Here is a 23,960-nt window from a genome sequence, read left to right on the forward strand (position 1 = left end):
CCCGTGATGGGCAAAACCTCTATGATACACTCTAATTAATACTAGTTAACCTGCTACTGCCGGTTATGCGAGAAGGGTGGAAAATAACATGAGCGCAGATGAAAACAACCTGATTTGGATTGATCTTGAAATGACAGGGCTGGATCCCGAGCGCGATCGCATTATTGAGATTGCCACGCTGGTCACCGATGCAAACCTCAATATTCTGGCCGAAGGGCCAACCATTGCCGTTCACCAGTCTGATGAACAACTTGCGCTGATGGATGACTGGAACGTGCGTACCCACACCGGCAGCGGGCTGGTGGAACGTGTGAAAGCCAGTACGCAGGGCGATCGTGAGGCGGAGCTTGCGACCATTGAGTTTCTGAAACAGTGGGTTCCGGCAGGGAAATCACCTATCTGCGGTAACAGCATTGGCCAGGATCGCCGTTTCCTGTTTAAGTACATGCCGGAACTGGAAGCTTACTTCCACTACCGTTATCTGGATGTCAGCACCCTGAAAGAGCTGGCGCGTCGCTGGAAACCTGAAATTCTGGACGGCTTTAAAAAACAGGGCACCCATCAGGCGATGGACGATATCCGTGAGTCTGTAGCGGAACTGGCTTACTACCGCGAGAATTTCATTAAGCTGTGATTTTTGAGGCCCGGCACCCTTGCGCTGCCGGGTTTTTGTCGCTAAATTGTGCAGCTTGCTGATTAATTAATCATTTGAACAAGATTTCGAAAAAATCGCGTTCAGGGGGGTTGCAGCTAAAAGGATTTCTCGTATAATGCGCCTCCCGTAACGACAGAGAATTACACGTTACGACAGCAACAAAAGCAGTACAGATTTGCGGGAATAGCTCAGTTGGTAGAGCACGACCTTGCCAAGGTCGGGGTCGCGAGTTCGAGTCTCGTTTCCCGCTCCAAAATTTGAAAGTATCGCAAGATACGCCAGCACCAGAACACCCAAGCGGGAATAGCTCAGTTGGTAGAGCACGACCTTGCCAAGGTCGGGGTCGCGAGTTCGAGTCTCGTTTCCCGCTCCAAAATTTGAAAGTATCGCAAGATACGCACAGCACCAGAACACCCAAGCGGGAATAGCTCAGTTGGTAGAGCACGACCTTGCCAAGGTCGGGGTCGCGAGTTCGAGTCTCGTTTCCCGCTCCAAATTCTTCTTCTTTTCTAAAAAATCCACAGCGGAATAGTTCGTTGGGGACGTTTTCTATTGCATCTGAAATACTACTATAAACAGAGTTATCCACAGAACCTGTCGTTTACCTCACTGGGGTAAAAACTTCGCAGGGTGAATAGTATCGTTTTAACGTGTTGAATTTTATTAATAAAATTTGATTTCAAAATGTTAAAGAGATCACTTGACCTGTTTGCAAAGCCCGATGGCGCCTGAGTTCTTATTTTTATACACAGGCTGTGAATAGTTCAGGCGTCCCGTGTAAGCCCTTTTTCAATCACCCTCACCAGACGCTGTTTTTGCGGTAACTGCACTTCGACCACGCAGGCATTTCGCTTCTCGATTTGCTGCGCAATCGCCCACTCTATGTGCTCGTCGAGAAGTGGGTGCTCACCTCTACGACTTTCCAGTGCCTGAATGTTGGCTTCATCCCAGGGAGCATTGCCCAAGGCAACAGCCACATTTCGTAGCCAGCGTAAATGCCCGATACGGCGGATAGCTGAACCTTCAGTGACTTTCAGGAACCAGGCCTCGGTCCAGGCGAACAGTTCAATAAGCGGCGGAGCGTGCAGTGCCTTGCGCGGGCTAAAGTCTTCTTCATCGGTAAGCTGTGAATAGCGGTTCCACGGGCAAATTAGCTGGCAGTCGTCGCAACCGTAAATCCGGTTGCCAATGAGCGGACGGAACTCTTCCGGGATGGCGCCTTCCAGCTCGATAGTGAGATAAGATATGCAGCGGCGAGCGTCAACGGTGTAGGGCTCAACGATAGCACCCGTCGGGCAGATGGTCATACAGGCCACACACCGCCCGCAACCTTCTTCCACCGGCCCGTCTACCGGCAGCGGCAAATCGATGAGTAGCTCGCCCAGAAAGAAGAATGACCCGGCATCACGGCTAAGGATAAGTGAGTGCTTACCTGTCCAGCCAAGCCCGGCTTTTTCGGCAATTGGACGCTCAAGAATAGGCGCAGAATCGACAAAGGGTCTAAAATTCAGCGAAACACAGTGTTGCTGAATAGTTTCCCCGAGTTTTTTTAAGCGGTTACGCAGAAGCTTATGGTAATCACGCCCCAGGGCGTAACGGCTGACGTAACCCAATGAGGGATTTTTTAGCGTGCGGGCAAACGCCGCGTTGGCCGGCAGATAGTTCATACGCACGCTAATGACACGTAACGTGCCCGGCAAAAGCTCGTGTGGACGCGCACGCATCATGCCATGACGCGCCATCCACTCCATCTCGCCGTGGTATTGTTTGTCCAGCCAGGCCTGAAGTTTAGGCTCGCTGGCGGAAAGGTCTGTATCCGTAATACCGACCTTCTGGAAGCCAAGCTCAGCGCCCCACTGTTTAATTTTTTGCGCTAACTGATTGAGATCGAGGGGCTGTGACATGACGGACCATACGGTGAAGAAAAACCCCGCAAGTATACCACATTCCATCTGGGATGCGGATGCCCTGCGCCGCGCTGAAAAAGAGGCGGCAGACAGTCTCGGCCTTACCCTTTATGAACTTATGCAACGCGCAGGCGAGGCGGCATTTACCGTTTCCCGCACCCTTTATCCTCAGTCGACACACTGGCTCATTTTATGCGGACACGGCAATAACGGCGGGGATGGCTATGTGGTTGCCCGGCTGGCCGTGGCAGCGGGCATTCGTGTGACATTACTGGCGCTGGAGAGCAATAAACCGCTGCCGGAAGAAGCCAGCGCGGCGCGTGAAGCCTGGCTAAACGCGGGTGGTGTTATTCATGCGTCTGATATCGTCTGGCCGGATGATATCGATGTGATAATTGATGGTCTGCTGGGCACCGGGTTGCGCAGTGCGCCGCGCGAAGGTGCCGCGGCATTGATAGAGCAAGCTAATGCCCACTCTGCACCAGTGGTTGCGCTGGACATTCCATCCGGGTTAATCGCGCAAACCGGGGCCACACCCGGCGCGGTTATCAAGGCTTGCCACACGGTGACGTTTATCGCCCTCAAACCCGGTTTGCTGACAGGCAAAGCGCGTGATGTGGTGGGTGTACTGCACCATAACGCGCTGGGGCTGGATAATTGGCTTGCCGGGCAGGAAACACCTATCGCCCGCTTTGATGCCTCAAAGCTTGCGCAGTGGTTGCCACCGCGACGCCCGACATCCCATAAGGGCGATCATGGCAGGCTGGTGATTATTGGCGGGGATTATGGAACCGCAGGTGCCATTCGCATGGCAGGTGAGGCCGCAGTGCGCAGTGGTGCGGGATTAGTGCGAGTACTTACTCGCATCGAAAATATCGCCCCCATTATAACCGCACGCCCGGAACTGATGGTGCATGAGCTTACGCCTCAGACGCTGGAAGAGACCCTGGAATGGGCGGATGTCGTGGTCATTGGCCCTGGGCTTGGACAGCAGGCGTGGGGTAAGCAGGCGCTACAAAAAACCGAGAATTTTCGTAAACCGATGCTGTGGGATGCCGACGCGCTGAACCTTCTGGCAATCAATCCTGATAAGCGTCACAATCGCATCCTGACACCACACCCCGGTGAAGCCGCGCGATTACTCAATTGCAGCGTTGCAGAAATTGAAAACGATCGCTTACTTTCTGCACAGCGTCTGGTAAAACGTTACGGGGGTGTTGCCGTTTTAAAAGGGGCGGGGACCGTTGTCGCCTGTGACAATGCGCGGGGCATTATCGATGCCGGTAACGCGGGAATGGCGAGCGGCGGTATGGGCGATGTGCTCTCTGGCATCATAGGTGCGTTGCTCGGACAGAAACTTCCCCTATATGATGCAGCCTGTGCGGGCTGCGTGGCACACGGTGCAGCCGCAGACAAGCTTGCGGCGCAATATGGTACACGCGGAATGCTGGCCACCGATCTTTTTTGCACGCTAAGGCGTGTTGTTAACCCGGATGTGATTGACGTAGAAAATGACTAATCGAGCGATTCCTTTACCTGACGAACAGGCAACTTTAGATCTCGGCAAGCGTGTGGCGCAGGCCTGTCAGGGTGCAACCGTCATTTATCTGTATGGTGATTTAGGCGCGGGTAAAACAACCTTCAGCCGTGGCTTTTTACAGGCGTTAGGCCATAACGGAAATGTGAAAAGCCCAACGTATACGCTGGTCGAGCCTTATACGCTTGAAAACCTGATGGTGTATCACTTCGACTTATACCGTCTTGCGGACCCAGAGGAGCTGGAGTTTATGGGGATCCGCGATTACTTTGCCAACGATGCCATCTGCCTGGTGGAGTGGCCGCAACAAGGTGCGGGTGTGTTACCTGACCCGGATGTCGAAATTCACTTAGATTACCAGGCACAAGGGCGTGAGGCACGCATCAGTGCTGTTTCCTCATCAGGTAATTCCTTACTGGCTCGTTTAGCCGGTTGAGCTTAGGGATAACGGGATGATTAATCGCGTTAAAGGTTGGTTGTTGGCTGCAGCGGTGCTGCTGTGCGCACACGCCGGGGCGGCCAGTCTCTCGGATATTCAGGTATCGAATGGTGAAAGCCAGGCTCGGATTACGTTCAGCTTTATGGGCGATCCTGAGTATGCGTTTTCCCAAATCGATAGTCACAGCGTGGCGCTGGATATCAAGCAAACGGGTGTGGTCCAGGGGTTGCCGCTGCAATTTAGCGGAAATAACCTGGTAAAACGTATTCGTTCTGGTACGCCAAAAGACGATCAGTCGTTACGGCTGGTGGTCGATTTGACCGAAAAGGGCAAAACGCAGGCAGTGAAGCAGCAAAATGGCGCGACCTATACGGTGGTCTTTACCATCAATGCTGACGCGCCACCACCGCCACCGCCAGTGGTCGTAAAACGCGTGGAAGAACCGGTATATACGCCGCGGACATCCACGCCGGCGCGTAATCCGTTTAAAACTGACAATGACCGTATCACTAGCGTGACCAGCAGCAATACGGTGACACGCCCTGCGGCCCGCGCGCGCGCGGTGAGCGGCGATAAAGTGATTATCGCTATCGACGCCGGGCATGGCGGGCAAGACCCTGGCGCCATCGGGCCTGGCGGCACGCAGGAAAAAAATGTCACTATCGCGATTGCCCGTAAGTTACGTGCGTTGCTCAATGATGACCCGATGTTTAAAGGCGTGCTGACCCGTGACGGCGATTACTTTATCTCCGTGATGGGGCGTTCGGATGTGGCGCGTAAGCAGAATGCGAACTTCCTGGTGTCGATTCATGCGGACGCCGCGCCAAATCGTGATGCTACCGGGGCGTCTGTCTGGGTGCTTTCCAACCGTCGTGCTAACAGCGAAATGGCAGGCTGGCTGGAACAACATGAGAAGCAGTCCGAACTGTTAGGCGGCGCGGGAGATGTGCTGGCAAACAGCCAGTCTGATCCGTACCTCAGCCAGGCGGTCCTGGATTTACAATTCGGCCATTCGCAGCGCGTCGGGTATGATGTGGCGACTAACGTATTGAGCCAGTTGCAAAGTGTGGGTGTGTTGCATAAACGTCGCCCGGAACATGCAAGCCTGGGCGTGTTACGTTCGCCAGATATTCCATCCATCCTCGTCGAGACGGGGTTCATCAGCAATAACGGTGAAGAGCGCTTGCTGGGGAGCGATAGCTATCAGCAGCAGATCGCGGATGCGATTTATAATGGTCTGCGTAAGTACTTTGATGCGCATCCGTTGCAGTCCGCGCCACAGGGTGGTGCAGGGCAGACGGCCAGTGCGGCTTTGCCAGGTGAGATGACCGCTACAAATTAAGGAGCATTCATGCCGATTCAGGTTCTACCGCCGCAGCTTGCGAACCAAATCGCCGCCGGTGAGGTGGTGGAACGACCTGCGTCGGTAGTGAAAGAGCTGGTGGAAAACAGCCTTGATGCGGGGGCAACCCGCATTGATATTGATATCGAGCGCGGCGGTGCAAAGCTTATCCGCATTCGTGACAACGGCTGTGGCATCAAAAAAGACGAGCTGGCGCTGGCGCTGGCGCGTCATGCCACCAGTAAAATTGCCTCGCTTGACGATCTGGAAGCCATCATTAGCCTCGGCTTTCGCGGCGAGGCGCTGGCCAGTATCAGCTCCGTTTCCCGTCTGACACTCACCTCCCGCACGGCCGAACAGCAAGAAGCCTGGCAAGCCTACGCCGAAGGGCGCGACATGGATGTGACGGTCAAGCCTGCTGCTCATCCTGTCGGGACCACGCTGGAAGTGTTAGATCTGTTCTACAACACGCCTGCCCGGCGCAAATTCATGCGCACCGAAAAGACCGAATTTGGCCATATTGACGAAATTATCCGTCGTATCGCGCTGGCACGATTTGACGTCACCATTAACCTCAGCCATAACGGCAAGGTGATGCGCCAGTACCGTGCCGTGGCGGAAGGGGGACAGAAAGAGCGCCGCCTGGGTGCCATTTGCGGGACGCCTTTTCTGGAGCAGGCGCTGGCGATCGAATGGCAGCATGGCGATCTGGCCCTGCACGGTTGGGTGGCTGATCCTAAGACATCCAGCGCGGCATTCGCGGAGATTCAGTATTGCTATGTGAATGGCCGTATGATGCGCGACCGCCTGATTAACCACGCCATTCGCCAGGCGTGTGAAGACAAACTCGGGGCCGATCAGCAGCCCGCGTTTGTGCTGTATCTGGAGATTGACCCGCATCAGGTCGACGTGAACGTGCATCCTGCTAAGCATGAAGTGCGTTTCCACCAGTCGCGTCTGGTACATGATTTTATCTACCAGGGCGTGCTGAGCGTGTTGCAGCAACAGGCCGAACCCGCGCTACCGCTGCAAAATGAAGAACCTGTACCGCGCTCTCTGCCGGAAAACCGTGTGGCCGCGGGGCGCAACCATTTTGCAGAACCTGCGGTTGCGCGTGAACCAGCGGCGCCGCGTTTCTCGTCAGCGGGGAACACTTCGCGCCCGACCGGCGCTAACTATCCAAACGCCCAGCCCGGCTACCAAAAGCAGCAGGGGGCGTTGTACCGTAAATTGCTCGACACCCCAGCCGTGGAACGTAAAGAGCACATTGAGGTACCGGCGCCTTCACTGGAAGGGCATAGCCAGAGCTTTGGCCGGGTACTGACGATTATCACCCCGGATATGGCGTTGCTTGAGCGTGAGGGCAAGCTGGCGCTACTGGCGCTGCCGGTTGCTGAGCGTTGGCTTAAGCAAGCGCAACTGACGCCTGGGGCGAACGCAGCGTGCGCTCAACCACTGTTGATCCCGGTGCGTTTAAAGATATCCCCACAAGAGCTGGCGGTATTACAGCGTGCGACAGAGCAACTTGCAGAGATGGGCATTGAATTTGTGTTAGAAGCACAGCATGTGACAATTCGTGCAGTGCCTTTACCCTTACGCCAACAAAATTTACAAAACTTGATTCCTGAACTGATAGGCTACCTGGCGCAGCAAACAACGTTTGTTGCCGCCAATACCGCGCAGTGGATAGCCCGCCATCTGGCGAGTGAACACAATCCGTGGAGTATGGCGCAGGCGATTACCGTGCTGGCAGAGGTTGAGCGCCTTTGTCCGCAGCTAGTGAAAACGCCGCCGGGTGGTTTATTGCAACCTGTTGATTTAAAAACGGCGATGACCGCCCTGAAACATGATTGATGTAAGCAAGGCGAGCCTGCCTAAGGCACTATTTTTGATGGGGCCAACGGCCTCCGGCAAAACGGCATTAGCTATTGAGTTACGTAAAGTTTTGCCCGTAGAGTTGATTAGCGTCGATTCTGCCCTCATCTATCGAGGGATGGATATCGGCACGGCAAAGCCGAACGCAGAAGAACTGCGCGCGGCACCGCACCGGTTACTGGATATTCTCGACCCGTCGCAAGCGTATTCTGCAGCAGATTTTCGCCGGGATGCGCTGGAGCAGATGGCCGAGATAACCGCTGCGGGACGAATCCCGCTGCTGGTTGGCGGGACTATGCTCTACTTTAAGGCGCTGCTGGAAGGGTTATCTCCTTTGCCATCAGCGGATCCTGACGTAAGAGCGAAGATTGAGCAGCAGGCGGCAGAGCAAGGATGGGACGTTTTGCATAAGCAACTGGAGGAGATTGACCCGGTTGCCGCAGCACGGATTCATCCAAATGATCCGCAAAGGCTTTCCCGGGCACTGGAAGTTTTTTTCATTTCGGGTAAAACTTTAACGGAACTGACGCAAACGTCAGGAGAAGCTCTGCCGTATCAGGTGCATCAGTTCGCCATCGCCCCGGCGAGCCGTGAACTGCTCCATCAGCGAATTGAGCAGCGTTTTCATCAGATGTTAGCTTCAGATTTTGAAGCAGAAGTGCGGGCGCTCTTTGCCCGTGGAGATTTGCATACGGACATGCCTTCCATTCGTTGTGTGGGATACCGCCAGATGTGGTCGTATCTTGAAGGTGAGATTTCATACGATGAAATGGTTTATAGAGGTGTTTGCGCCACGAGACAGTTAGCGAAGCGCCAGATAACCTGGTTACGCGGTTGGGAGGGTGTTCACTGGTTAGACAGTGAAAAACCACAACAAGCGCTAAACAAGGTGATTGAGGTTGTTGGTGATATCGCTCACTGAATGTGTACAATTGAGACGTATCGTGCGCAATTTTTCAGAATCGCAAGGTTCTAAGTACAAAACAAGCATATAAGGAAAAGATAGAATGGCTAAGGGGCAATCTTTACAAGATCCGTTCCTGAACGCATTGCGTCGGGAACGTGTTCCAGTTTCTATTTATTTGGTGAATGGTATTAAGCTGCAAGGTCAGATTGAGTCTTTCGATCAGTTCGTGATCCTGTTGAAAAACACGGTCAGTCAGATGGTCTACAAGCACGCTATCTCTACTGTTGTTCCGTCCCGTCCGGTCTCCCATCACAGCAATAACGCTGGCGGCGGCACAGGCAGTAACTACCATCATGGCAGCAACGCGCAGGGTTCTTCAACGCCTGCGCAGGACAGCGAAGAGACCGAGTAAGGTTTCTGCTGTTATCCACACGGGGAGCCAGCGATCCTGCGTTCCCCGCTGATCTTTTTAGAGGGTTATACGCTTGTTTGACCGTTATGATGCCGGTGAGCAGGCGGTGCTGGTACACATCTATTTTTCGCAAGACAAAGATATGGAAGACCTCCAGGAGTTTGAATCTCTGGTCTCTTCCGCCGGTGTCGAAGCAATGCAGGTGATTACCGGTAGCCGTAAAGCGCCGCACCCAAAGTATTTTGTTGGTGAAGGTAAAGCAGTTGAAATTGCGGATGCCGTAAAAGCAACCGGCGCCTCAGTCGTGTTGTTTGATCATGCGCTGTCTCCAGCCCAGGAACGCAACCTGGAAGCCCTTTGCGAATGCCGTGTTATCGATCGCACGGGTTTGATTTTAGATATTTTTGCTCAGCGTGCGCGTACCCACGAAGGTAAGTTGCAGGTTGAGCTGGCGCAGCTGCGCCATCTGGCGACGCGACTTGTGCGTGGCTGGACCCACCTTGAAAGACAAAAAGGCGGGATTGGTTTGCGCGGTCCGGGGGAAACCCAGCTCGAAACCGACCGCCGTCTGTTGCGTGGCCGTATTACCCAGATCCTCTCGCGGCTGGAAAGAGTTGAGAAGCAGCGTGAGCAGGGGCGTCGGGCGCGAACAAAAGCCGACATCCCGACGGTGTCGCTGGTGGGGTATACCAACGCCGGTAAATCCACCCTGTTTAACCAGATTACTGAGGCCCAGGTTTATGCCGCAGACCAACTGTTTGCGACCCTGGACCCTACGCTGCGCCGTATTGACGTGGCAGACGTAGGTGAAACAGTTCTGGCGGATACCGTTGGGTTTATCCGCCATCTGCCGCATGACCTGGTGGCGGCATTTAAGGCCACATTGCAGGAAACGCGACAGGCGACTCTGCTGTTGCACGTCATTGACGCAGCAGACGTTCGTGTGCAGGAAAATATTGATGCAGTTAACGTGGTGCTGGAAGAAATTGACGCCCACGAAATCCCAACGCTGTTGGTGATGAACAAGATCGATATGCTGGACGATTTTGAACCGCGTATTGATCGAGATGAAGAGAACAAACCGATTCGGGTCTGGCTTTCCGCTCAGACCGGTATTGGTGTGCCACTGCTTTTCCAGGCTTTGACAGAACGTCTTTCCGGTGAGGTAGCACAGCACACGCTGCGATTGCCGCCACAGGAAGGCAGGCTGCGCAGCCGGTTTTATCAGCTTCAGGCGATAGAAAAAGAGTGGATGGAGGATGACGGCAGCGTGGGGATGCAGGTGCGTATGCCGATCGTTGACTGGCGTCGCCTCTGTAAACAAGAACCTGCGCTGGTCGACTATATCGTCTGACCAGAAAGGGGATGCCTGAATAATTCGCCCTTGCATAACAAATATGGAGCATATACATGGCGTGGAATCAGCCCGGTAATAACGGACAAGACCGCGACCCGTGGGGAAGCAGCAATAATCAAGGCGGCAACTCTGGGGGAAATGGCAACAAAGGTGGTCGCGAGCAGGGGCCGCCGGATCTGGATGATATCTTCCGCAAACTAAGCAAGAAGCTTGGTGGCCTTGGCGGAGGTAAAGGTTCTGGCTCGGGTGGAAATGCTCCACAGGGGCCGCGCCCGCAAATGGGTGGCCGCATAGTGGGCATTGCTGCCGCTGCTGTGGTGATCATCTGGGCTGCCAGCGGATTCTACACCATTAAAGAAGCAGAACGCGGCGTAGTCACCCGTTTCGGTAAGTTCAGCCATCTGGTTGAACCGGGCCTGAACTGGAAGCCAACGTTCATTGACGACGTGACCGCGGTAAACGTGGAGTCCGTGCGTGAACTGGCTGCATCTGGCGTGATGCTGACGTCTGACGAAAACGTAGTGCGCGTTGAGATGAACGTGCAGTACCGCGTGACCGATCCTGAACGTTATCTGTTTAGCGTGACCAGTGCTGATGACAGCCTGCGTCAGGCAACTGACAGCGCCCTGCGTGGTGTTATCGGTAAATACACCATGGATCGCATCCTGACCGAAGGTCGTACCGTTATTCGTAGCGATACCCAGCGTGAGCTGGAAGAGACCATTCGCCCGTACAACATGGGTATCACCCTGCTGGACGTTAACTTCCAGGCTGCTCGTCCGCCGGAAGAGGTGAAAGCGGCGTTTGACGATGCAATTGCTGCACGTGAAAACGAACAGCAGTACATCCGTGAAGCGGAAGCCTACACCAACGAAGTTCAGCCGCGTGCTAACGGTCAGGCGCAGCGTATTCTTGAAGAAGCGCGTGCGTACAAGACTCAGACCATCCTGGAAGCTCAGGGTGAAGTGGCTCGTTTCGCGAAGATCCTGCCTGAATATAAAGCGGCTCCGGAAATTACCCGTGAACGTCTGTATATCGAGACCATGGAAAAAGTGCTGAGCCATACGCGTAAAGTGCTGGTTAACGACAGCAAAGGTGGAAACCTGATGGTGCTGCCGTTGGATCAGATGCTGAAAGGCGGTTCTGCACCTGCGGCGAAGTCGTCAGACAACAGCGGTGCTAACAACCTGCTGCGTCTGCCGCCAGCCTCATCAGGCAGCTCCAGTGCGACCACAACGCCTTCTTCGAACGATGGTGACATCATGGACCAACGCCGTGCTAATGCGCAGCGTAACGACTACCAGCGTCAGGGGGAATAAGGATGCGTAAGTCAGTTATTGCGATCATCATCATCGTACTGGTCGTGCTTTATACCTCTATTTTCGTTGTGAAAGAGGGCGAACGTGGGATCACCCTGCGTTTTGGTAAAGTTCTGCGTGATAGCGAGAACAAACCTCTGGTTTACGCACCAGGCCTGCATTTTAAAATTCCAATGATTGAATCGGTGAAAACGCTCGACGCCCGTATCCAGACTATGGATAACCAGGCCGATCGTTTCGTGACCAAAGAGAAGAAAGACCTGATCGTTGATTCGTACATCAAATGGCGTATCAGTGATTTCAGCCGCTACTACCTGGCAACAGGCGGTGGTGACGTTTCTCAGGCAGAAGTGCTGCTGAAACGTAAGTTCTCTGACCGTCTGCGTTCTGAAATTGGCCGTCTGGATGTGAAAGACATCGTGACCGATTCCCGTGGTCGTCTGACGCTGGAAGTACGCGATGCGCTGAACTCCGGTTCTGCGGGTACAGAAGACGAAGTCTCTACCCCGGCCGCGGATGACGCGATTGCCAAAGCGGCTGAGCGCGTTCAGGCTGAAACCAATGGCAAAGTGCCGGTGATCAACCCGAACAGTATGGCTGCACTGGGTATCGAAGTGGTTGACGTGCGAATCAAGCAGATCAACCTGCCTGCGGAAGTGTCCGATGCGATCTACAACCGTATGCGCGCCGAGCGTGAAGCGGTAGCCCGTCGTCACCGTTCACAGGGTCAGGAAGAGGCTGAGAAGCTGCGTGCAGCCGCGGACTACGAAGTGACCAAGACGCTTGCTGAGTCTGAACGTCAGGGTCGTATCTTGCGTGGTGAAGGTGATGCCGAAGCGGCGAAACTGTTCGCTGATGCATTCAGCCAGGATCCAGACTTCTATGCCTTTATCCGTAGCTTGCGTGCTTACGAGAATAGCTTCCAGAGTAACCAGGATGTGATGGTGCTCAGCCCGGACAGCGATTTCTTCCGTTATATGAAGACGCCAGCTAACGCGACGCGATAAACTCAGGCTCGTTTGAGTTTTCAAACCACCGCTCTTAATGGAGCGGTGGTTTTCTTTTATAAGGAACCAAAATGAATTCAACGATCTGGCTGGCGCTGGCGCTTGTTTTAGTCCTGGAAGGATTGGGTCCAATGCTTTATCCGCGTGCCTGGCGTCGTATGATCGCCACAATGAGCCAGCTTCCGGATAATATTTTGCGCCGATTTGGCGGTGGTCTTGTGGTTGCTGGCATCGTTATCTACTACATGTTGAGGAAAACGATTGGCTGATCAAAAAGTGGTCGGATTTGGCATGGTTGGGGGTCAAAAAGTGCTGTATATCTGAAAAAGCGATGGTAGAATCCATTTTTAAGCAAACGGTGATTTTGAAAAAATGGGTAACAACGTCGTCGTACTGGGCACCCAATGGGGTGACGAAGGTAAAGGGAAGATTGTTGATCTTCTGACTGAACGGGCTAAATATGTTGTACGCTACCAGGGCGGTCACAACGCAGGCCATACTCTCGTAATCAACGGTGAAAAAACCGTCCTCCATCTTATTCCATCAGGTATTCTTCGCGAAAACGTCACCAGCATCATCGGTAACGGCGTTGTGCTGTCTCCAGCTGCGCTGATGAAAGAGATGAAAGGTCTGGAAGACCGTGGTATCCCTGTTCGTGAGCGTCTGCTGCTCTCTGAAGCGTGCCCGCTGATCCTGGATTATCATGTGGCGCTGGACGTAGCGCGTGAAAAAGCGCGTGGCGCGAAAGCTATCGGCACTACTGGCCGTGGTATCGGGCCGGCTTACGAAGACAAAGTTGCACGTCGCGGTCTGCGCGTAGGCGACCTCTTCGACAAAGCAACCTTCGCTGACAAACTGAAAGAAGTGATGGAATATCACAACTTCCAGCTGGTGAACTTCTACAAAACTGACGCTGTTGACTACCAGAAAGTGCTGGATGACGTCATGGCGATTGCTGACATCCTGACCGGTATGGTTGTTGATGTGTCCGATCTGCTGGACCAGGCGCGCAAGCGTGGCGATTTCGTCATGTTCGAAGGTGCGCAGGGTACGCTGCTGGATATCGACCACGGTACCTATCCGTACGTAACCTCCTCTAACACCACTGCGGGTGGCGTGGCGACGGGTTCTGGCCTGGGTCCACGTTATGTGGATTACGTTCTGGGCATCATCAAAGCTTACTCCACTCGCGTGGGTGCAGGTCCATTCCCGACTGAGCTGTTTGATGATATCGGCGAGTTCCTGTGCAAGCAGGGTAACGAGTTTGGCGCCACTACTGGTCGTCGTCGTCGTACCGGCTGGCTGGATGCGGTTGCAGTGCGCCGCGCAGTACAGATCAACTCCCTGTCTGGCTTCTGCCTGACTAAGCTGGACGTTCTGGACGGCCTGAAAGAAGTGAAAATCTGTGTGGGCTACCGGATGCCAGATGGCCGCGAAGTGACTACCACTCCGCTGGCAGCTGACGACTGGGAAGGCATCGAGCCAATCTACGAAACCATGCCGGGCTGGTCTGAAACCACCTTCGGTGTGAAAGAGCGTAGTGGCCTGCCACAGGCAGCGCTGGATTACATCAAGCGTATTGAAGAACTGACCGAAGTGCCGATTGATATTATTTCTACCGGCCCGGATCGTACTGAAACGATGATTCTGCGCGACCCGTTCGACGCATAATCTTTGTTGCTGCTGGCCTGCGGGGAAACCCGTAGGTCAGATAAAGCGTAGCGCCATCCGGCTAACGCTCTTAGATCCCCGCTTTTTCGCCCCGTCTGTCAAATAAATTAGCCGCCAACTATCTGGCTGGTTTATCATCATTAATGAATATCTCTGCGGTTTGACCGCGTTTTCCCTTTTTCCTGAGGTTGATGTGCAGTTAACAAGTTTCACCGATTACGGCTTACGCGCGCTGATTTACATGGCGTCGTTACCCGATGGGAAAATGACCAGTATCTCTGAAGTGACAGAGGTCTACGGTGTGTCCCGTAATCATATGGTCAAAATAATCAATCAACTTAGTCGTGCCGGATATGTTGCTGCCGTCCGCGGGAAGAATGGCGGGATCCGCCTTGGGAAACCGGCGCAGAGTATCCGGGTTGGGGATGTGGTACGTGAACTGGAGCCATTGTCTCTGGTGAATTGCAGCAGCGAGTTCTGCCACATTACGCCCGCTTGCCGTCTGAAACAGGCACTTTCTAAGGCCGTGCAAAGTTTTCTCAAGGAACTGGATGACTACACGCTGGCCGATTTGGTTGAAGAGAATCAACCGCTTTATAAATTATTGCTGGTGGAATGAAGAAAATGTCCACCGGAGCTGACAACGGAGGAACCGATATGTCACATGATCCTTTCCAGGAACGCGAAGCCGAAAAATACGCGAATCCAATCCCAAGCCGCGAGTTCATCATTGAACACTTAACAAAACGCGAAAAACCCGCCAATCGTGAAGAACTTGCCGCTGAATTAAACATTGAAGGTGAAGAGCAAATTGAAGCCCTTCGCCGCCGCCTGCGCGCCATGGAGCGCGATGGGCAGTTGGTCTTTACCCGCCGCCAGTGCTACGCCCTGCCGGAACGCCTTGATCTGCTGAAAGGGATCGTCATTGGTCACCGTGATGGCTACGGCTTCCTGCGCGTGGAAGGACGTAAAGATGACCTGTACCTGTCATCCGAACAGATGAAAATGTGTATTCATGGCGATCAAATCCTTGCTCAGCCGCTGGGTGCCGACCGTAAAGGCCGTCGCGAAGCGCGCGTTGTGCGCATTCTTGTGCCGAAGACCAGCCAGATTGTTGGCCGCTATTTTACCGATGCGGGCGTGGGTTTTGTGGTGCCGGATGATAGCCGCCTCAGTTTCGATATCCTGATCCCACCGGAAGAGGTCATGGGCGCGCGGATGGGCTTTGTGGTGGTGGTCGAACTGACCCAGCGCCCGACTCGTCGCACCAAAGCGGTCGGTAAAATTGTTGAAGTACTTGGCGATAACATGGGTACGGGCATGGCGGTCGATATGGCGCTGCGCACTCATGAAATCCCGTACGTTTGGCCAAAAGCCGTTGAAGAGCAGATTGTCGGCCTGAAAGAAGTTGTGCCGGAAGAGTCAAAAGCAGGCCGAGTGGACCTGCGCTCCCTGCCGCTGGTCACGATTGATGGCGAAGATGCGCGTGACTTCGATGATGCCGTGTACTGCGAGAAAAAACGCGGTGGCGGCTGGCGCTTGTGGGTGGCTATCGCCGACGTAAGCTATTACGTTCGCCCGCATACCCCGCTGGATAATGAAGCCCGCAGCCGTGGTACATCGGTTTACTTCCCGTCTCAGGTTGTTCCGATGCTGCCGGAAGTGCTGTCTAACGGTCTGTGCTCCCTGAACCCGCAGGTTGATCGTCTGTGTATGGTGTGTGAGATGACCATCTCCACCAAAGGCCGCTTAACGGGTTATAAGTTCTACGAAGCGGTGATGAGCTCTCATGCGCGTCTGACCTATACCAAGGTCTGGCATATGCTTCAGGGCGATCAGGATCTGCGTGAACAATACGCGCCGCTGGTTAAACATATCGAAGAGCTGCACAACCTGTATAAAACACTGGATCAGGCGCGTGAAGAGCGCGGCGGGATCTCGTTCGAAAGCGAAGAGGCGAAGTTTATCTTCAACGCCGAACGCCGTATCGAGCGTATTGAGCAGACGCAGCGTAACGATGCACACAAGCTGATTGAAGAGTGCATGATTCTGGCGAACATCTCTGCGGCGCGTTTCGTTGAAAAAGCCAAAGAGCCGGCACTGTTCCGTATCCACGATAAACCAAGCACCGAAGCGATTACCGCATTCCGTACTGTTCTGGCCGAGTTAGGTCTTGAACTGCCGGGCGGCAACAAACCGGAGCCGCGTGATTACGCTGAACTGCTGGAGTCCATCGGCGATCGCCCGGACCATGAAATGCTGCAAACCATGCTGCTGCGTTCCATGAAGCAGGCAATTTACGATCCAGAAAACCGGGGTCACTTTGGTCTGGCGTTGCAGTCTTATGCGCACTTCACGTCGCCTATCCGTCGTTACCCGGATCTCTCCTTGCACCGTGCGATTAAGTATCTGCTGGCGCAAGAGCAAGGACATAAGGGCAACACCACGGAAACGGGTGGTTATCACTACTCGATGGAAGAGATGTTGCAACTGGGTCAGCACTGCTCCATGACCGAACGCCGCGCTGATGAAGCCACGCGTGAAGTTTCAGACTGGCTGAAGTGCGACTTTATGCTGGATCAGGTCGGTAATGTCTTCAAAGGCGTGATTGCCAGCGTGACAGGCTTTGGTTTCTTTGTTCGTCTCGACGATCTGTTTATCGATGGTCTGGTGCATGTGTCCAGTCTGGATAACGACTACTACCGCTTTGACCAGGTCGGCCAGCGTCTGATTGGCGAGTCTGGTGGCCAGACTTATCGCCTGGGCGATCGCGTGGAAGTGAAAGTCGAAGCCGTTAACATGGACGAGCGTAAAATCGACTTCAGCCTGATTTCCAGCGAGCGTGGCCCACGTAATGTTGGCAAAACCGCGCGTGAGAAAGCAAAAAAAGGCGGAAACGGTAACCCGAACAGCAAGCGCCGTCAGGCCGGTAAAAAGGTAAACTTTGAGCCGGACAGCGCCTTCCGTGGCGAGAAGAAACAGAAGCCGAAGGCAGCGAAGAAAGAAGCTCGTTCAGCGAAAAAACCTTCCGCTAAGACCCAGAAAATTGCCGCCGCCGCCAAAGCGAAGCGCGCGGCGAAGAAAAAGCAGGCGGAGTAATTCCGCCCCTCACCCTGACCCTCTCCCCACGGGGAGAGGGAAAAGTATCGTCATAATGAGAACCATCAATGAGTGAAATGATTTACGGCATCCACGCGGTGCAAGCCCTGCTGGAGCGCGCGCCGGAGCGTTTTCAGGAAGTTTTTATTCTGAAAGGGCGTGAAGATAAACGTCTGATGCCGCTTATCCACGCGCTTGAAGCTCAGGGCGTGGTGATCCAGCTGGCGAACCGTCAGTTCCTGGATGAGAAAAGCGAAGGCGCGGTTCACCAGGGTATTATTGCGCGCGTGAAGCCGGGCCGTCAGTACCAGGAAAACGATCTGCCGGATCTGATTGCCGAACTGGATAACCCTTTCTTCCTGATCCTGGACGGCGTTACCGATCCGCACAACCTGGGCGCGTGTCTGCGTAGTGCTGATGCTGCCGGTGTGCACGCGGTTATCGTGCCAAAAGATCGCTCAGCACAGCTGAACGCCACGGCCAAGAAAGTGGCCTGCGGCGCGGCAGAGAACGTTCCGCTGATCCGTGTTACCAACCTGGCACGCACCATGCGTCTGCTTCAGGAAGAGAACATCTGGATCGTGGGTACCGCGGGTGAAGCCGACCATACTCTGTATCAGAGCAAAATGACCGGTCGTCTGGCACTGGTGATGGGTGCAGAAGGTGAAGGGATGCGTCGTCTGACGCGCGAACACTGTGATGAACTGATCAGCATCCCGATGGCGGGGAGCGTATCGTCTCTGAACGTGTCTGTGGCAACAGGTATTTGCCTGTTTGAAGCGGTGCGTCAGCGCGGGTAGCCTGTTGTGCCGGGTGGCGGCTTCGCCTTACCCGGCCTACAAAAGCACGGTACCGTAGGCCCGGTAAGCGCAGCGCCACCGGGCAAAACAATTACTCCTCTAAAGACCGCAAATGGTCATCCTTCCTGAGCGTCATCAGTGCCACAATACTCACCACTGCCGTTGCCATAACGTAATACGCCGGAATATCCAGGTTACCTGTCTCTTTAATCAGCCCGGTGATAATCAAACCCGCGCAGCCAGAGAAAATTGCGTTCGACAGTGAATAGGCCAGCCCAAGCCCGGTATAACGCACACGGGTCGGGAACATCTCTGAGAGCATGGCAGGCCCTGGCCCTGCCAGCATTCCTACCAGGCCGCCCGCAACCAGCACCACTATTGCTTTTGTTGCCAGCGTGCTGGACTCCGCCTGGAGGATTTTAAGCAGCGGCAAGGCGAGGATAAGAAGCAACCCGGTGGCAATGAGCATCACGGTACGTCGGCCGATCCGGTCGCTCAGGATCCCCGATGGAATGATGGTCAGCGCAAAGCCGATATTGGAAATCACCGCAATCAACAGTGCCTGATTAAACCCGGTATGCAGCGCCGATTGTAAATAGGTGGGCATAATCACCAGGTAGGTATATCCCGCCGCCGACCACACCATTACCCGGCCAATCCCCATCACGATGGCTTTCAGCGTCGCCGCCGTGTGAGCCTGAGCGACAACCGGCTTTTCTTGCTGCTGGACGAAGCTTGGCGTCTCTTCCATGCTGACGCGCAGCCAGAGGGCAACCACGCCCATTGGCAGGGCCAGGAAGAACGGAATGCGCCAGCCCCAGTCGTGTAGTGCTTCCGGGGTAAGCAGCGCAGAGAGGAGGGCGACAATACCCGCGCCCGCCAGCAGCCCCAGCGCCACGGTGAAAGATTGCCATGCGCCGTACAGGCCACGCTTGCCGCGTGGCGCAAACTCGGTCATTAGAGAGACAGCGCCACCGTATTCACCTCCGGCGAACAACCCCTGCAATATGCGAAGCAACGTAATCATCAGCGGTGCGGCAATCCCGATGCTTGCATACACCGGCACAATGCCAATCGCGGCGGTGGCGAGCGTCATCAGCACCAGGACAATAATCAGCGTGGGTTTGCGGCCAATCCGGTCACCCATCCGGCCAAACACAACCGCCCCCAGCGGGCGAAAGAAGAAGGCGATAGCAAACGAGGCGTAGGTGAGGATCAGGCTAGTCAGCCCCGCATCCCCTTCCAGCTGGAAGAAGTTCTTCGCAATCACGGTCGCCAGAAAACCGTAGACCGCAAATTCATACCATTCGATAAAATTACCAATAGAGCCGGCAATTAACGCGCGCTTGTGCGCATCCGGCGCAAAGTGTGAAGGTTGCATAAGGAGCCTCACTGGAAAGATAGGAATAAATTATTCAACAAATAATCGGTCATGAAATAGTTTATTCTTATGTTATGTGAGCTATTTCACGAATGATTTCAGTGGGATTGCCAGCCTGTGACCCCACTCCCATGCAGCGTTAGCCCAGGGTGTCCATACTTACCTTCATTGCCACTGAAGGAGGGACACAACATGACCTGGCAAACGCACACGGTTTTTAATCAGCCTGCGCCGCTTTCCAACAGCAATCTTTTCCTCTCGGATTGCGCATTGCGTGAAGCGGTAAACCGCGAAGGGGCTGAGTGGGACATAGACCTCCTCGCCAGCATCGGCCAACAGTTGGGTACGGCGGAATCCCTGGAACTTGGCAGGCTGGCGAACGTCAATCCGCCGGAACTTCTGCGCTATGACGCCACGGGCGAACGGCTGGATGATGTGCGTTTTCACCCGGCCTGGCATTTACTGATGCAGGGGTTATGCGCCAACCGGGTTCACAACCTGGCGTGGGAAGAGGACGCGCGCAAAGGTTCGTTCGTCGCCAGGGCGGCGCGCTTTATCCTCCATGCTCAGGTAGAAGCGGGTACACTTTGCCCCGTCACCATGACCTTTGCCGCCACGCCGTTGCTTCAGCAGGCGCTGCCCAAAATTTTTCGTGACTGGCTCACGCCTTTGCACAGCGATCGCTATGATCCGCATCTCGCACCAGGTGGACAAAAGCGTGGGGTGTTGATTGGTATGGGGATGACCGAAAAACAGGGTGGATCGGATGTTCTCAGCAATACCACCAAAGCGGAGAAAAGCAGTGACGGGAGTTACCGGTTGGTGGGCCACAAATGGTTTTTCTCGGTGCCACAAAGTGACGCGCACCTGGTGCTGGCTCAGGCGAAAGGGGGACTATCCTGCTTTTTTGTTCCGCGCTTTTTACCTGACGGGCAGCGCAACGCCGTACGTCTGGAGCGGCTGAAAGATAAGCTGGGAAACCGTTCCAACGCCAGCTGCGAAGTAGAGTTTCTTGACGCCGCTGGCTGGCTTTTGGGTGAGGAGGGCGAAGGAATTCGACAAATCCTCAGAATGGGCGGTATGACGCGCCTCGACTGTGCGCTTGGTAGCCATGGCCTGATGCGTCGGGCGTTATCTGTGGCGCTATACCATGCCCATCAGCGACAGACATTTGGTAAGAATCTTATCGATCAGCCTTTAATGCGCGATGTACTGAGCCGGATGGCGCTGGTGCTTGAGGGGCAAACCGCGTTGCTTCTTCGCCTTGCACGTGCCTGGGATTTGCGGGAAGACGTACAGGAGGCCGCCTGGGCACGGCTTTTCACCCCAGCGGCAAAATATGGCGTGTGCAAAGCCGGTATCCCGTTTGTCGCAGAGGCGATGGAAGCGCTGGGCGGTATTGGCTATTGCGAAGAGAGTGAACTCCCACGCCTGTACCGGGAAATGCCGGTGAACAGCATCTGGGAAGGCTCGGGCAATATCATGTGCCTGGATGTTCTGCGCGTACTGACAAAGCAGCCCGGCATACTCGAGCTGCTCACCGATGATTTTGCTCAGGTAAAAGGGCAGGATCGGCATTTTGATCGTAGCTGGCGTCAGCTCCAGCAAAAACTGCGTAAACCTCAGGAGGCGCAGGGCAGGGAGATCACGCAACAGCTCTTTTGGCTGGGGGCCGGAAGTCAGATGTTGCGGCACGCATCGCCGCCGGTCGCGCAGGCGTGGTGCCGCATGATGCTCGATACCCGTGGCGGGTCACTTCTGAGCGAACAGGTACAAAATGACCTGCTGCTGCGCGCCACGGGCAGGGTAGGTTAATCTTTTAACTGGAACAGGCTGACCAGTTGGGTGAGGTGTGAGCCTTTCTCACGCAGAGTTTGTGCGGTTTGCTCGCTGCGTGAAACGCGGTCGGCGTTGATATGCGAGGCCTCGCCAATGTGCGTCATGGCAAGGTTAACCTGACGTATCCCCGCCGATTGCTCGTGGGAAGCGTGGTTAATCTCCGTGACCAGCTGGCTGATGTTATCGATATGAACGATGATGGCATCCATCGCCAGACGCGTCTGTTCAGACAGCGCATGGCCTTCGCTCACTTTATTCAGCGTGTCGCCAATCAGCTGCTCAATCTCTTTCACCGCATTGGCGCTACGTGCCGCCAGGGCGCGAACTTCTTGCGCCACCACGGCGAAACCTTTGCCATGTTCCCCAGCGCGAGCCGCCTCAACAGCCGCATTGAGTGCCAGAATATTGGTCTGAAATGCAATTGACTCAATCACACGCGTGATGTCTTCGATACGTTTCGATGCGTCGCGAATATCATCCATGGTGGCTACCGCGTGGGTGACCGTCTTGCCGCCCTGATGCACGGCCTGTGAGGTTTCGCCCACCAGTTGCTGTGTTTGCTCCATGTTGGCGGCATTTTGCTGCACGGTAGCGGCCAGTTGCTCCATGCTGGCAGAAGTCTCTTCCACGCTGCTGGCCTGTTTGTTGATCTGCTCTGAGATCTCCCCGCTATCAGATGCCAGTGCGTTAGTACCCACGTGGATCTCGCCAGCGGCTTCACGAACCTGAAGGACGATTTTTTGTAATCCAGCGCCGATCCCGTTAATGGCGGTGATCAACTGGCCCACTTCATCACGACGGGTGACGGGCAGATTGGCGCGGAGGTCACCGGCGGCATATTGACGCGCCAGGTGGATAACGTCACGCAGAGGCCTCGTCAGCAACCTGCGAATGATAAGTACAAACAGACCCGCGAAGAGCGCGGATAGCACCACGCCCGCCACCAGGAAGCGGTCACGTAACGTGGTAACGCTTGCGAGAAGTACCGATTTATCCACTTCACCTACAATAGTCCAGTTCCAGCCAGGCATCGGCGTCCAGGCCATTTTTAAGGTGCGGCCATCATCGCTTTCGCGCTCCAGCGTGCCGGATTTATCGCTCAGCAACTGCTGCTGGATTGCGTTGCTCCACTTAGGTAACTGGCCCTCCTCGCTGGAATGGAACAGGAATTGCCCGTGCGTTTTTCCGCTGCTGCGATCCAGAACAAAGAAATGGCCGCTCTCACCCAGACGGCGGTTGAGGATTTTCTCGCGCATCGCGTTCCAGGAGTGGGTGATATCCACGCCGACGAACATGATGGCAATCACCTGGCCATCGCTGTTTTTAACGGGCTGATATTGGGTGATGTAACGTTTGCCAAACAACAATGCCAGGCCGCGATACACTTCCCCCTTGCTGACGGCGGCAAAGGCCGGGCTTGCCGTATCCAGTACGGTGCCAATGGCCCGATCGCCGTTCTCCTTGCGCAGTGAGGTGGCTACGCGGACAAAGTCGTTACCGCTGCGTACAAACAGGGTTGAGATAGCGCCTGTACGGCTCAGGAAGTCGTCAGAAAGGCTATTATTTTCATGAAGCTCTGTTTCGCCACCTTTCAGCAGGGGGACGTTCATCCCATTGATTGTGCGACTCTGGCTGTTATCAATATTGAGGGGCTGAGGTAAAAAGGTGCTGAACAGTCGGGTATAGTTTTCGACCTCTTCGCTCAGGCTGGTGTTAAACATCTGAACCATATCAACCATGCCGGTGGACTGGTTGTGCAGGTCTTCGACTGCAAGGGCTTCAAGCTGCTGGCTGGTTTTATGGCTAAGCAGAAAAGTGAAAAACAGGAAAAGAATAGCGACACTCACGCCCGTAAGCAGCGATAGCTTAGTGCCCAGACCCGCACGGCGGAAAAAACTGATCATAAATTGCTCATTATTGAAAAGGTATGGCTCTTCAACGGCAGGGTAGAGATAACATTTATCTTCTTAATGTAACAAAATGTTATTTAATTGTTTTTGAATGGTTTATTAAAGGATAAAAGATTTGCAAAAACGAAAAGCCACTAAAAATAAGTGGCTTTTATCTGGAGGTATTACACGTAGAGAATGGCCTGTACCCGCCACTGATCGACATGGTTATCTTCCTGCATCTGGATGATGCGATACCAGGAAGCACCCTGTTCATCTGCTTTTAATGCAACTACACGTTCAACGTCTTGCGGGCTCCCCGAAATGTTATTCACGGAGATCTGGCCAATTTCATTGAGGCCAGTAACACAATCAGCACTGGCGAATTCAGCTGACTGCGCAGTCGTGCTCACAAGGCCTGCTGAGAGCAACAGAGAGGTCAAAGCAAGAGTTCGTTTCATCGTCAGCTCCATTTCACATGTCTCCGGTATCCGCCGGGCAATCCTTCGCGAATAAACTCACTT

General features: G+C 54.4%; 20 protein-coding genes and 3 tRNA genes. 19 read left to right on the top strand and 4 right to left on the bottom strand.

Going from position 1 to position 23,960, the window contains the following annotated elements:
* Positions 1-88 precede the first annotated feature (88 nt).
* The 4 genes from orn (at position 89) to ACS603_RS14415 (ending at position 1,149) form a co-directional block, all read left to right on the top strand.
* Positions 89-634, top strand: coding sequence for an oligoribonuclease (gene orn / locus ACS603_RS14400; RefSeq protein ID WP_474944474.1), 546 nt, complete (start codon positions 89-91; stop codon positions 632-634).
* Between the two features lie 198 nt (positions 635-832).
* Positions 833-908, top strand: a tRNA-Gly gene (locus ACS603_RS14405).
* A gap of 44 nt (positions 909-952) precedes the next feature.
* Positions 953-1,028: transfer RNA gene (locus ACS603_RS14410), tRNA-Gly, on the top strand.
* 45 nt (positions 1,029-1,073) lie between these two features.
* A tRNA-Gly gene (locus ACS603_RS14415) sits at positions 1,074-1,149 on the top strand.
* Positions 1,150-1,419: 270 nt separating this feature from the next.
* Here the strand turns inward: ACS603_RS14415 and queG are convergent.
* Positions 1,420-2,559 (bottom strand): tRNA epoxyqueuosine(34) reductase QueG, encoded by a 1,140-nt coding sequence (gene queG, locus ACS603_RS14420; protein WP_182063371.1) that lies wholly within the window; start codon positions 2,557-2,559, stop codon positions 1,420-1,422.
* Between queG and nnr the strand changes: the two genes are divergently transcribed.
* The 14 genes from nnr (at position 2,558) to rlmB (ending at position 18,327) form a co-directional block, all read left to right on the top strand.
* On the top strand, positions 2,558-4,081 hold the full coding sequence (gene nnr, locus ACS603_RS14425; RefSeq protein ID WP_182063372.1) for a bifunctional ADP-dependent NAD(P)H-hydrate dehydratase/NAD(P)H-hydrate epimerase: 1,524 nt from the start codon (positions 2,558-2,560) through the stop codon (positions 4,079-4,081). The two genes, queG and nnr, sit on opposite strands and share 2 nt — an antisense overlap.
* Positions 4,074-4,535, top strand: a complete 462-nt coding sequence (gene tsaE, locus ACS603_RS14430; RefSeq protein WP_014068611.1) for a tRNA (adenosine(37)-N6)-threonylcarbamoyltransferase complex ATPase subunit type 1 TsaE — start codon at positions 4,074-4,076, stop codon at positions 4,533-4,535. Before nnr ends, tsaE begins: the two co-directional genes overlap by 8 nt.
* Before the next feature lie 16 nt (positions 4,536-4,551).
* Entirely contained in the window at positions 4,552-5,880 is a 1,329-nt protein-coding gene (amiB, locus tag ACS603_RS14435; RefSeq protein ID WP_474944475.1) for an N-acetylmuramoyl-L-alanine amidase AmiB, read from the top strand.
* A gap of 9 nt (positions 5,881-5,889) precedes the next feature.
* The gene (gene mutL, locus ACS603_RS14440; protein ID WP_182063374.1) at positions 5,890-7,734 is read left to right on the top strand and encodes a DNA mismatch repair endonuclease MutL; all 1,845 of its coding nucleotides are present in this window, start codon (positions 5,890-5,892) and stop codon (positions 7,732-7,734) included.
* Positions 7,727-8,677 carry a tRNA (adenosine(37)-N6)-dimethylallyltransferase MiaA gene (gene miaA / locus ACS603_RS14445; RefSeq protein WP_315687646.1) on the top strand — a complete coding sequence of 317 codons (951 nt, stop codon included), beginning with the start codon at positions 7,727-7,729 and terminating at the stop codon, positions 8,675-8,677. Before mutL ends, miaA begins: the two co-directional genes overlap by 8 nt.
* 85 nt (positions 8,678-8,762) lie before the next feature.
* Complete coding sequence (gene hfq / locus ACS603_RS14450) at positions 8,763-9,074, top strand: RNA chaperone Hfq (protein WP_003855990.1); 312 nt, start codon at positions 8,763-8,765, stop codon at positions 9,072-9,074.
* A 73-nt stretch (positions 9,075-9,147) separates the two neighbouring features.
* Positions 9,148-10,428 (top strand): ribosome rescue GTPase HflX, encoded by a 1,281-nt coding sequence (gene hflX, locus ACS603_RS14455; RefSeq protein ID WP_023310136.1) that lies wholly within the window; start codon positions 9,148-9,150, stop codon positions 10,426-10,428.
* 56 nt (positions 10,429-10,484) lie between these two features.
* Positions 10,485-11,750, top strand: coding sequence for an FtsH protease activity modulator HflK (gene hflK / locus ACS603_RS14460; protein WP_014068617.1), 1,266 nt, complete (start codon positions 10,485-10,487; stop codon positions 11,748-11,750).
* A 2-nt stretch (positions 11,751-11,752) separates the two neighbouring features.
* Entirely contained in the window at positions 11,753-12,757 is a 1,005-nt protein-coding gene (hflC, locus tag ACS603_RS14465) for a protease modulator HflC (protein ID WP_182063376.1), read from the top strand.
* A gap of 71 nt (positions 12,758-12,828) precedes the next feature.
* The gene (locus tag ACS603_RS14470) at positions 12,829-13,026 is read left to right on the top strand and encodes a DUF2065 domain-containing protein (protein WP_003855996.1); all 198 of its coding nucleotides are present in this window, start codon (positions 12,829-12,831) and stop codon (positions 13,024-13,026) included.
* 103 nt (positions 13,027-13,129) lie between these two features.
* A complete protein-coding gene (locus ACS603_RS14475) occupies positions 13,130-14,428 on the top strand; it encodes an adenylosuccinate synthase (RefSeq protein WP_182063377.1) in 1,299 nt (432 codons plus the stop codon).
* A gap of 193 nt (positions 14,429-14,621) precedes the next feature.
* On the top strand, positions 14,622-15,047 hold the full coding sequence (gene nsrR, locus ACS603_RS14480; protein ID WP_182063378.1) for a nitric oxide-sensing transcriptional repressor NsrR: 426 nt from the start codon (positions 14,622-14,624) through the stop codon (positions 15,045-15,047).
* 38 nt (positions 15,048-15,085) lie between these two features.
* Positions 15,086-17,527 (top strand): ribonuclease R, encoded by a 2,442-nt coding sequence (gene rnr / locus ACS603_RS14485; RefSeq protein WP_474944476.1) that lies wholly within the window; start codon positions 15,086-15,088, stop codon positions 17,525-17,527.
* 68 nt (positions 17,528-17,595) lie between these two features.
* Positions 17,596-18,327 (top strand): 23S rRNA (guanosine(2251)-2'-O)-methyltransferase RlmB, encoded by a 732-nt coding sequence (rlmB, locus tag ACS603_RS14490; protein WP_023334255.1) that lies wholly within the window; start codon positions 17,596-17,598, stop codon positions 18,325-18,327.
* A gap of 91 nt (positions 18,328-18,418) precedes the next feature.
* On the opposite strand, the gene ACS603_RS14495 is transcribed toward rlmB, so the two are convergent.
* Positions 18,419-19,708 (bottom strand): MFS transporter, encoded by a 1,290-nt coding sequence (locus ACS603_RS14495; RefSeq protein WP_474944477.1) that lies wholly within the window; start codon positions 19,706-19,708, stop codon positions 18,419-18,421.
* A 192-nt stretch (positions 19,709-19,900) separates the two neighbouring features.
* Here ACS603_RS14495 and ACS603_RS14500 point away from each other — a divergent pair, with 192 nt between their 5' ends.
* The gene (locus ACS603_RS14500) at positions 19,901-21,523 is read left to right on the top strand and encodes an isovaleryl-CoA dehydrogenase (protein WP_182063381.1); all 1,623 of its coding nucleotides are present in this window, start codon (positions 19,901-19,903) and stop codon (positions 21,521-21,523) included.
* On the opposite strand, the gene ACS603_RS14505 is transcribed toward ACS603_RS14500, so the two are convergent.
* Both ACS603_RS14505 and yjfN read right to left on the bottom strand, forming a co-directional pair.
* Positions 21,520-23,451, bottom strand: a complete 1,932-nt coding sequence (locus ACS603_RS14505; protein ID WP_474944478.1) for a methyl-accepting chemotaxis protein — start codon at positions 23,449-23,451, stop codon at positions 21,520-21,522. The genes ACS603_RS14500 and ACS603_RS14505 overlap by 4 nt on opposite strands.
* A gap of 170 nt (positions 23,452-23,621) precedes the next feature.
* On the bottom strand, positions 23,622-23,909 hold the full coding sequence (yjfN, locus tag ACS603_RS14510; protein WP_014068625.1) for a DUF1471 family protease activator YjfN: 288 nt from the start codon (positions 23,907-23,909) through the stop codon (positions 23,622-23,624).
* Between the last annotated feature and the right edge of the window lie 51 nt (positions 23,910-23,960).

The organism is Enterobacter sp. Li2LvB3, assembly GCF_056156645.1.